Below are 783 nucleotides of genomic sequence, written 5' to 3'. Positions count from 1 at the left end.
CAGCTGGTGGACCGGGATCAAGATGATCCAGATCAATCCCGGCACCGGGAAGCAGCTCTCCACCAACACCACCCGCTACTCCCTCGCCTCCCGGCCCACCGGGACGAAGGCCGTCGAGGCGCCGTACATCGTCAAGCGGAACGGCTACTACTACCTCTTCGCCTCGTACGACACCTGCTGCTCCGGCACCAGCTCCACGTACAAGGTCAAGGTCGGCCGGGCCACCAGCGTCACCGGGCCGTACCGCGACAGGAACGGCGTCTCGATGATGAACAACGGCGGGACGCCCGTCCTCGAATCACACGGCAGCGTCATCGGCCCCGGCGGCCAGTCGATCATGAACGACGTCGACGGGGACCTGATCGTCTACCACTACTACGACGGCAACGACAACGGCACCCCCAAGCTCGGCGTCAACCTCCTGAACTGGAGCAGCGGATGGCCCGTCGCCTACTGACCCTGCTGGCCGCGCTGGTCTGCGTCCTCGCCCTGGGACAGACCCCCGCCGGCGCCGCCTCGTTCGCCAACCCCGTGAAGCCGGTCAAGGGCGCCGACCCCTGGATCTCGTACCACGACGGCAACTACTACCTGATCAGCACCAGCTGGACCGACGTCATCACCGTCCGCAGGTCGGCCACCCTGGCCGGGCTCGCCACCGCGCCGAGCGTCCAGGTGTGGAAGGGCGACGCCGCCTCCCGGTGCTGCAACATCTGGGCGCCGGAGCTGCACCACGTGAACGGCCGCTGGTACCTGTACTACACCGCCGGGCAGAACGTCACCGAC

At 67.4% G+C, this 783-nt stretch carries 2 protein-coding genes; both read left to right on the top strand.

Annotation, left to right across the window (positions count from 1 at the left end):
- A partial coding sequence (locus CCN42_RS40365) for an arabinan endo-1,5-alpha-L-arabinosidase (protein WP_143662246.1) occupies nt 1-457 on the top strand: 457 nt, incomplete at its 5' end.
- On the top strand, nt 439-783 hold a 345-nt coding region (locus tag CCN42_RS40360), incomplete at its 3' end, for a family 43 glycosylhydrolase (RefSeq protein ID WP_158102210.1). The genes CCN42_RS40365 and CCN42_RS40360, both read left to right, overlap by 19 nt.

Source organism: Streptomyces glaucescens, from assembly GCF_002154375.1.
GTDB lineage: Bacteria > Actinomycetota > Actinomycetes > Streptomycetales > Streptomycetaceae > Streptomyces > Streptomyces glaucescens.
This window is presented reverse-complemented; position numbering and strand designations above follow the sequence as displayed.